6 protein-coding genes are annotated in these 8,375 nt (G+C 72.0%); 4 read left to right on the top strand and 2 right to left on the bottom strand.

Translation table 11 applies throughout. The features are described from left to right. Window positions 1-87: 87 nt before the first annotated feature. Entirely contained in the window at window positions 88-1,338 is a 1,251-nt protein-coding gene (locus B351_RS0104060; RefSeq protein ID WP_026010338.1) for a DUF418 domain-containing protein, read from the bottom strand. Window positions 1,339-1,493: 155 nt separating this feature from the next. On the opposite strand from B351_RS0104060, the gene dnaE reads away from it, so the two are divergent. Then, the gene (gene dnaE, locus B351_RS0104055; RefSeq protein ID WP_019397775.1) at window positions 1,494-5,069 is read left to right on the top strand and encodes a DNA polymerase III subunit alpha; all 3,576 of its coding nucleotides are present in this window, start codon (window positions 1,494-1,496) and stop codon (window positions 5,067-5,069) included. Between the two features lie 3 nt (window positions 5,070-5,072). Here dnaE and B351_RS0104050 read toward each other — a convergent pair whose 3' ends face one another. Further along, window positions 5,073-5,981, bottom strand: a complete 909-nt coding sequence (locus B351_RS0104050) for a LysR family transcriptional regulator (RefSeq protein WP_019397774.1) — start codon at window positions 5,979-5,981, stop codon at window positions 5,073-5,075. Window positions 5,982-6,117: 136 nt separating this feature from the next. Between B351_RS0104050 and B351_RS0104045 the strand changes: the two genes are divergently transcribed. The 3 genes from B351_RS0104045 to tilS all read left to right on the top strand — a co-directional run. After that, window positions 6,118-6,516, top strand: coding sequence for a RidA family protein (locus B351_RS0104045; RefSeq protein ID WP_019397773.1), 399 nt, complete (start codon window positions 6,118-6,120; stop codon window positions 6,514-6,516). Between the two features lie 85 nt (window positions 6,517-6,601). Further along, a complete protein-coding gene (locus tag B351_RS0104040; protein WP_019397772.1) occupies window positions 6,602-7,561 on the top strand; it encodes an acetyl-CoA carboxylase carboxyltransferase subunit alpha in 960 nt (319 codons plus the stop codon). A 45-nt stretch (window positions 7,562-7,606) separates the two neighbouring features. Next, the coding region (gene tilS, locus B351_RS0104035) for a tRNA lysidine(34) synthetase TilS (protein ID WP_019397771.1) at window positions 7,607-8,375 on the top strand (769 nt) is incomplete at its 3' end.

Below are 8,375 nucleotides of genomic sequence, written 5' to 3'. Positions count from 1 at the left end.
GAGGTTAGCGGCAGGCGCGTGCGCGCGGAAGCAATGCCGCCGCGTCCCGGCCCCGGGCCGGGACGACGGCGGAGGACGGGACGGTCGTCAGGCGTGGCCGGCCGCGGGCTGCGCGCGCAGGCGCATCGGCTGCGCGCGCAGGTAGGTGGCCGAGCGCCACAGCCACTCCATCGGTCCGAAGCGGAAGCGCGCCAGCCAGACGTGGCTGAGGAGCACCTGCAGCACGAACAGCACCAGCGCGAACACCGCCTGCCAGGCGCGGGGCATCTGCCCGAAGTAGCCCAGGCCGTAGTTGTAGAACACCAGGGTGCAGACCACCGACTGCAGCAGGTAGTTGGTCAGCGCCATGCGCCCGGCCGGGGCCAGCCAGCGCGCGAGGCCGGCGCCGGCGCGGCTGCGGAACAGGGCCACCAGCCAGCCCACGTAGCCCATGCACATCAGCCCGCCAGCCAGCAGGCCCAGGGCCTGGGCCAGGCCGATGCGCGCGTTGAACTGGCCGAAGCTCGCCCCGGGGGTGATCGCCATCGACCCCGCCATGACCGCCACGCCCAGCGGCATCAGCCCCCAACGCAGCAGGGCGAACAGCCGCGGGAAGCGCTCCGGGGCGGCCAGCGCGCCGCTGCGCGCGAGCGCCGCGCCGACCAGGAACATGCCCAGCACCAGCCCACCGATGATGGGCAGGCCGGACAGGTTGACCGCCACCTCCGTGGCGCGCACCGCCACCGCCTCGCCCCAGCTGCCGTGGGCGTAGACCTCGCTGGCGCGGGCGACCAGCTCCACCATCGGCGCCATCTGCTTGTCGATGGCGGCCTGCATGGCCGGGCCGGAGACGGCCAGGGCCAGCGCATACAGCAGCACCATGCCCGGGCCGGCCAGGAACAGCAGCACGCCCGGCAGCGCCAGCCACAGCGGCGGCGCGTTGCGCACCAGCAGCAGCGGCATGCCCAGCAGGGCGTAGGCCAGCAGGATGTCGCCGGACCAGACCAGCACGCCGTGGGCCAGGCCGATGCACAGCAGCACCCCCATGCGCCGCAGGTACATGCCGGCGAACCCACGCCCGGCCTCCTCGGCGCGCTGCGACATGACCATGAAGCCCATGCCGAACAGCAGCGAGAACAGGGTGAAGAACTTGCCCTGCACGAAGAAATAGACCAGCGCGTCCACCACCCGGTCGGCGCCGGCCAGGCTCGGGTCCAGGCCGCTGCCGGATGCCAGCACCGGGCCGTTGAAACCCTCCATGTTCATCAGCAGGATGCCCAGCAGCGCGGTGCCACGCAGTGCATCGAGGGTCGGGTTGCGCTCGCCGGGTGCGAGTGGACGCAGGTCGGTTGCGGTCACGCGGGACTCCATTCCATGGATCGGAGGCGGCGATGATCGCCGATCCCGCCCGTCCGGTCTGCCCCCCGCCGGAGCCCGCCGCGCCTGCGGTCCGCGCCGCGGGCCCGGCGTCAAGCCTTGTTGCCCCCCCTGCCCCCCGGTACCCTGACCGCCGCATGTCCGGCTTCGTCCACCTCCATATCCATACCGAGTACTCGCTTGCGGACTCGATCATCCGCGTGCCCGAGAAACCGGACCAGGCGGACCCGGCCAAGGCCAAGCGGCCCAACCTGCTGAGCCGGGCGGTGGAGCTGGGGCTGCCGGCGCTGGCGGTCACCGACCTCAACAACCTGTTCGCCCTGATCAAGTTCTACAAGGCGTGCGAGGCGGTGGGCATCAAGCCGGTGGCCGGCGCCGACCTGATGGTGGCCACCGCCCCCGGGGAGGCCCCGTGGCGGCTGACCGCGCTGGTGCGCGACCACGGCGGCTACCTCAACCTGTCCAAGCTGCTCACCAGGGCCTGGATGGAAGGTCACCGCCCCGAGGGCGGCGTTGCCGTGCGCCCGGACTGGGTGCGCGAGTGCGGCAGCGGCCTGATCCTGCTGGCCGGGCGCGAGAGCCTGGCCGGCCGCCTGGCGCTGGAGAACCGCCACGACCTGGCCCAGCAGCAGCTGGCCGACTGGCAGCGCGACTTCGACGGCAACCTGTGCCTGGAGCTGACCCGCACCGGGCGCGACGGCGAGGAGGCGTTCAACAGCTTCGCCCTGCACGCCTCGGCGGCGCGCGGGATCCCGGTGGTGGCGTCCAACGACGTGCGCTTCCTCGACCGCGCCGGCTTCGACGCGCACGAGGCGCGCGTGTGCATCGCTTCCGGCCGGGTGCTGGACGATCCCAAGCGCCCGCGCGAGTACAGCCCCGAGCAGTACCTGAAGTCGCCGGAGGAGATGGCCGCGCTGTTCGCCGACATCCCCGACGCGATCTCCAACACCGTCGAGCTGGCGCGCCGCTGCAACCTCGAACTGACCCTGGGCAAGTACGCGCTGCCGGCCTACCCGGTGCCGGACGACGAGACCCTGGACAGCTGGATCCGCAAGCAGGCCTACGAAGGCCTGGAGGAGCGCCTGGCGAAGAACCCGCTGGCGCCGGGCAAGACCCGCGAGGACTACTTCAAGCGGCTGGACTTCGAGCTGGACACCATCATCAAGATGGGGTTCCCCGGCTACTTCCTGATCGTTGCCGACTTCATCCAGTGGGGCAAGAACCAGGGCATCCCGATCGGCCCGGGGCGTGGTTCGGGCGCCGGCTCGCTGGTGGCCTGGGCGCTGAAGATCACCGACCTCGATCCGCTGCCCTACAACCTGCTGTTCGAGCGCTTCCTCAACCCGGAACGCGTGTCGATGCCCGACTTCGACATCGACTTCTGCATGGACCGGCGCGACGAGGTGATCGACTACGTCGCCCGCAAGTACGGGCGCGAGCGGGTCAGCCAGATCATCACCTACGGCACCATGGCGGCCAAGGCCGTGGTGCGCGACGCCGGCCGCGTGCTTGGCTACCCGTACGGCTTCGTCGACGGCGTGGCCAAGCTGATCCCCAACATCCTCGGCATCTCCCTCAAGGACGCGATGGGCGAAGGCAAGGACGAGGAAATGGCCTCGCCCGAGCTGATCCAGCGCTACCAGTCCGAGGAGGAAGTGCGCGACCTGATCGACCTGGCGCGCCAGCTGGAGGACCTGACCCGCAACGCCGGCAAGCACGCCGGCGGCGTGGTGATCGCGCCGGCCCCGCTGTACACCTTCTGCCCGCTGTTCGCCGAACACGACCACGACGGCCTGGGCAAGAACCCGGTCACCCAGTTCGACAAGAACGACGTGGAGGAAGTGGGCCTGGTGAAGTTCGACTTCCTGGGCCTGCGCACGCTGACGATCATCGACTGGGCGGTGAAGGCCATCAACCGCCGCCACGAGCGCGCCGGCATCCCGCCGCTGGACATCGCCGCGCTGCCGCTGGACGACGAGGCCACCTACAAGGACATCTTCGCCAGCGGCAACACCGGCGCGGTGTTCCAGTTCGAATCCTCGGGCATGCGCCGCCTGCTGAAGGACGCGCGCCCGGACCGCTTCGAGGACCTGATCGCGCTGGTGTCGCTGTACCGCCCGGGCCCGATGGACCTGATCCCGGACTTCAACGCGCGCAAGCACGGCCAGCAGGAGATCGTCTACCCCGACCCGCGCACCGAGGCCATCCTCAAGGACACCTACGGCATCATGGTGTACCAGGAGCAGGTCATGCAGATGGCGCAGATCGTCGGCGGCTACTCGCTCGGCGGCGCCGACCTGCTGCGCCGCGCGATGGGCAAGAAGATCCCGGCGGAGATGGCCAAGCACCGCGAGATGTTCCGCGAGGGTGCGGCCAAGGGCGGCGTCGACGAGAAGAAGGCCGACGAGATCTTCGACCTGATGGAGAAGTTCGCCGGCTACGGCTTCAACAAGTCGCACGCCGCCGCGTACGCGCTGGTCTCCTACCAGACCGCCTGGCTCAAGCGGCACTACCCGGCCGAGTTCATGGCCGCGACCATGTCCTCGGACATGGACAACACCGACAAGGTGGTCGGCTTCCTGGCCGAGGCGCGCAACCTCGGCCTGACCATCCTGCCACCGACGGTCAACGACTCGCCGTACATGTTCGAGGCGGTGAGCGCCGACACCATCCGCTACGGCCTGGGCGCGATCAAGGGCGTGGGCCGCGGCCTGTGCGAGGCGATCGTGGCCGAGCGCGAGGCGGGCGGCGAGTACCGCGACCTGCTCGACTTCTGCCGCCGGGTGGACTCGACCAAGCTCAACCGCCGCGCGCTGGAGGCGATGATCAACGCCGGCGCGCTGGACGCACTGGGCCGCAACCGCGCCACCCTGATGCTGCAGCTGCCGGAAGTGCTCAAGGCCACCGACCAGATGGCCAGGGAAGCCGCCGCCGGCCAGACCTCGCTGTTCGGCATGCCCTCGGCCGACGCCGGCCCGGCGCTGCAGCTGGACCTGCCCGAATGCGCCGAGTGGCCACTGCGGCAGAAGCTGGACGGCGAACGCGAGACCCTCGGCCACTACCTCAGCGGCCACCCGTTCGACCCCTACCGCGAGGACGTGCGCGCCCTGGTCGGCAACGACCTGGGCGACCTGGACAAGCTGTGGGCCGCCGGCACCAGCGGCGCCAACGAGAAGCGCAGCTGGCGCCCGGAGGTGCAGGTGGTGGTGGCCGGCATGGTCGTGGGCCTGCGCCGCAAGGGCGACAGCCAGGTGTTCGTGCAGCTGGAGGACGGCCGCGGCCGGCTGGAGTGCGGCGTGTTCGCCGAGGCCGCCGCGGAGATGGCCAGCCTGCTGGTGCGCGACCGCGTGCTGGTCGTGCAGGGCGGCCTGCGCGAGGACGAGTTCAACGGCGGCTGGAGCCTGCGCCTGAAGCAGGCCTGGGACTTCGAGCAGCTGTGCGCCAACCACGCCCAGCGCCTGGCCCTGCGCCTGGACCTGCGCGACCCGCGCGCCTGGAACCGGGTCGACGAGGTGCTGGCCCGCCACCGCCCCGGCCCCACCCCGCTGCGCCTGCACGTGCAGGTCGGCGGCAAGGGCCAGGGCGCCACCGGCGTGCTCGACCTCAACGGTGGCAACTCGGTGCGGGTGGCGCCGCCGCTGCTGGACGCGCTGCGCGGCCTGCCGATCGTGCGCGGGGTCAAGCTGGCCATCGGCCGGCCCTGGGTCAACTGAGCCTCAGCCGGCGTCGTACGGCGCCATCAGTTCCACCATCCAGTCGATGAAGGCACGCAGGCGCGCCCCGACCTGCGGTCGCGGACGCCAGGCCAGCGACAGCGGCATCGGCGCCAGCCGCCAGTCCGCGAACAGCTCCACCAGCTCGCCGCGCGCCACGTGCGCGTCGGCCATGTAGCGCGGCATCCAGGCCACGCCCAGCCCGGCCAGGACCGCGGCCTGGTAGGCATTCCCGTCGTCCACGGCCAGCCGCGGCCGGGCGCGCACCTGCACCTGCTCGGTGCCGCGGCGCAGGCCCGGCTGCAGCGGGCGGCCGCTGCTGGCCCACAGGAAGCCCACGCTACGGTGCGCGGCGCCTTCCAGCTCGCCCGGATGCGCCGGGGTGCCATGCCTTTCCAGATAGGCCGGAGCGGCGTACACGCCCAGCGCCAGCCGCGCCAGGCGGCGTGCCACCAGCGAGCCGTCGGCCAGTTCGCCACCACGGACCACGCAGTCGACATTGGCGCCCATCAGGTCCACCACGCGGTCGCTGGCACCCAGCACCAGCTCTATCTCCGGATGGCGCGCGTGGAACGCCGGCAGCGCCGGCACCACCACCAACCGCGCCAGCGGGCTCGGCATGTCCACCCGCAGGCGTCCGCGGGCGGCGGCGGCCTGGCCCGGCAGTCCGGTCTCGGCGTCGTCCAGGTCGGCGAGCAGGCGCAGCGCGCGCTCGAGGAAGGCGCTGCCGTCGGCGGTCAGGGTCACCCGCCGGGTGGTGCGGTCCAGCAGCCGCACCCGCAGCCGTGCCTCCAGCTGCTGCACCAGCTGGGTCACGGTGGCCCGGGCCAGGCCCAGGTCGGTCGCCGCGCGGGTGAAGCTGCCGGTTTCGGCAACCCGGACGAAGGCCTGCATCGCGTCGAAACGGTCCATGGGCCCGTCAGGTGGCGTGGATTGTTCGGATTTTACAAACAGTCTGGCCGGGGCTGGGCGGTATATCCGCCGGGGCCGGCTTCCTACAGTGACCGCGGGCCATCCATCCCGGACGGCCACCGATGGAGCAACGACGATGGCAACCCGCGTGGCGGTATTCCCCGAAGGACGGCAGGACCTGTACACACGCAACCGCTACTCGGCGGCGGTACGCGCCGGCGACCTGCTGTTCGTGTCCGGGCAGGTGGGCAGCCGCGAGGACGGCTCGCCGGAGCCGGACCTGGAACGGCAGGTGCGACGCGCCTTCGCCAACCTGGAGGCGGTGCTGGCCGCGGCCGGCTGCAGCTTCGAGGACGTGGTCGACGTGACCGTGTTCATGGTCGACGCCGAGCGCGACTTCGAGCGCGCCTGGCAGGTCGCCGCCGAATACTGGGGCGGGCCGCCCTATCCGGCCCTCACCGGCATCGGCGTGGAGTGGCTGTACGGCTTCCGTTTCGAGATCAAGGCGGTGGCGCGGATGCCACAGGCGGCCTGAGCCCCATACCGTACGGTCCGGTCCAATCACGTGTGTTCGGCTACACTCCCCGTCTTCCTGTACTACCCGGCACGCCGGACAACGGATGAATCCGAACTACCTCGATTTCGAGCAGCCCATCGCGGACCTGGAGGCCAAGATCCAGGAACTGCGCAATGCCAGCACCGGCCCGGCGGTGAACGTCGACGCCGAGGTCAAGGCGCTGCAGGACAAGCTCCGGCTCCGCACCGCGCAGATCTTCCGCGACCTGACCCCGTGGCAGGTCTCGCAGATGGCCCGCCACCCCCAGCGCCCCTACACCCTGGACTACGTGCAGATCATCTGCGACGAGTTCCAGGAGCTGGCCGGCGACCGCGCCTTCGCCGACGACAAGGCCATCGTCGGCGGCCTGGCCCGGATCGACGGCCGCGCGGTGGTCGTGATCGGCCACCAGAAGGGCCGCGACACCAAAGAGAAGATCCGCCGCAACTTCGGCATGCCCAAGCCCGAGGGCTACCGCAAGGCGCTGCGCCTGATGAAGCTGGCCGAGCGCTTCGGCCTGCCGGTGCTGACCTTCATCGACACCCCCGGCGCCTGGCCGGGCATCGACGCCGAGGAGCGCGGCCAGTCCGAGGCCATCGCCCGCAACCTGCTGGAGATGGCCGAACTGAAGGTCCCGGTGGTGTGCACCGTGATCGGCGAAGGCGGCTCCGGCGGCGCCCTGGCCATCGGCGTGGGCGACTGCACGATCATGCTCGAGTACAGCACCTACTCGGTGATCTCGCCCGAAGGCTGCGCCTCGATCCTGTGGAAGGACGCGGCCAAGGCCAAGGATGCGGCCGAGCAGCTGGGCCTGACCGCGCGCCGCCTGCACAGCCTGGGCCTGGTCGACAAGGTGGTGCGCGAGCCCACCGGCGGCGCCCACCGCAACCCGCGGCAGATGGCCGGCCGGCTGAAGGCGGTGCTGCTCAACCAGCTGGACGAACTGGAGAAGCTGCCGCTCGAGCAGCTGGTGCAGCGCCGCTACCAGCGCCTGCACGGCTACGGCGCCTACGAGGCGGCCTGAGCCACGGCGGCGGCCCGGCCCGGGCCGCCGCGTACGATAGCGGCCATGCCCGACCGCCTGCCGCTGCCCGACCTGCCTCCGGAATGCGACGGCCCGCTGCTGGCGGGCTTCAGCGGCGGGCTGGACTCCACCGTGCTGCTGCACCGCCTGGCCGCGGAGCCGGCGCTCCGCGCCCGTGGCCTGCGCGCCGTGCACGTGCACCACGGCCTGCAACCGCAGGCCGATGCCTGGGCCGCGCATTGCCTGGAGGTGGCCGCGGCGCTGGGCGTGCCCTGCGAGGTGCGCCGGGTGGCGCCGGCGCTGGACGCCGGACTGGGCCTGGAAGCGGCCGCGCGCGAGGCGCGCTACGCCGCCCTGGCCGCGGCCCTGCCGCGCGGCGGCGTGCTGGCCACCGCCCACCACCAGGACGACCAGGCCGAGACCTTCCTGCTGCGCGCCCTGCGCGCCTCCGGTCCGGAGGGCCTGGGCGCGATGCGCCCGCTGCGCCGGTTCGGCGGGGGCTGGCACTGGCGGCCGCTGCTGCAGCTGCCGCGCCAGGCGCTGGAGGCCTATGCCCGCGCCCACGGCCTGGGCTGGATCGACGACCCCAGCAATGCGCTGGCCGAGGCCGAGCGCAATTTCCTGCGCCTGGAAGTGTTGCCGCTGCTGCGCCGGCGCTGGCCGCACGCGGCCGCGGCCCTGGCCCGCAGCGCCACGCTGAGCGCCGAGGCCGACGCCCTGCTCCGGGCCGACGACGCGGCCCTGCTGGACCAGCTTGCCGGCGACGACGGCCAGGTGCTGCCGGTGGAACCGCTGCAGGCCCTGCCCGCCGCGC

The organism is Pseudoxanthomonas sp. GW2 (genome assembly GCF_000283075.1).
Classification (GTDB): Bacteria; Pseudomonadota; Gammaproteobacteria; order Xanthomonadales; family Xanthomonadaceae; genus Pseudoxanthomonas.
The sequence above is the reverse complement of the archived record's forward strand: the minus strand, read 5'-3'. Positions and strand labels throughout refer to the sequence as shown.

What these genes read in the sequence shown, in the direction of transcription:
- B351_RS0104040 (WP_019397772.1), top strand. Translation starts at nt 6,602, where the DNA reads ATGAATCCGAACTACCTCGATTTCGAGCAGCCCATCGCGGACCTGGAG.
- B351_RS0104050 (WP_019397774.1), bottom strand. Translation starts at nt 5,981, where the DNA reads ATGGACCGTTTCGACGCGATGCAGGCCTTCGTCCGGGTTGCCGAAACC.
- dnaE (WP_019397775.1), top strand. Translation starts at nt 1,494, where the DNA reads ATGTCCGGCTTCGTCCACCTCCATATCCATACCGAGTACTCGCTTGCG.
- B351_RS0104045 (WP_019397773.1), top strand. Translation starts at nt 6,118, where the DNA reads ATGGCAACCCGCGTGGCGGTATTCCCCGAAGGACGGCAGGACCTGTAC.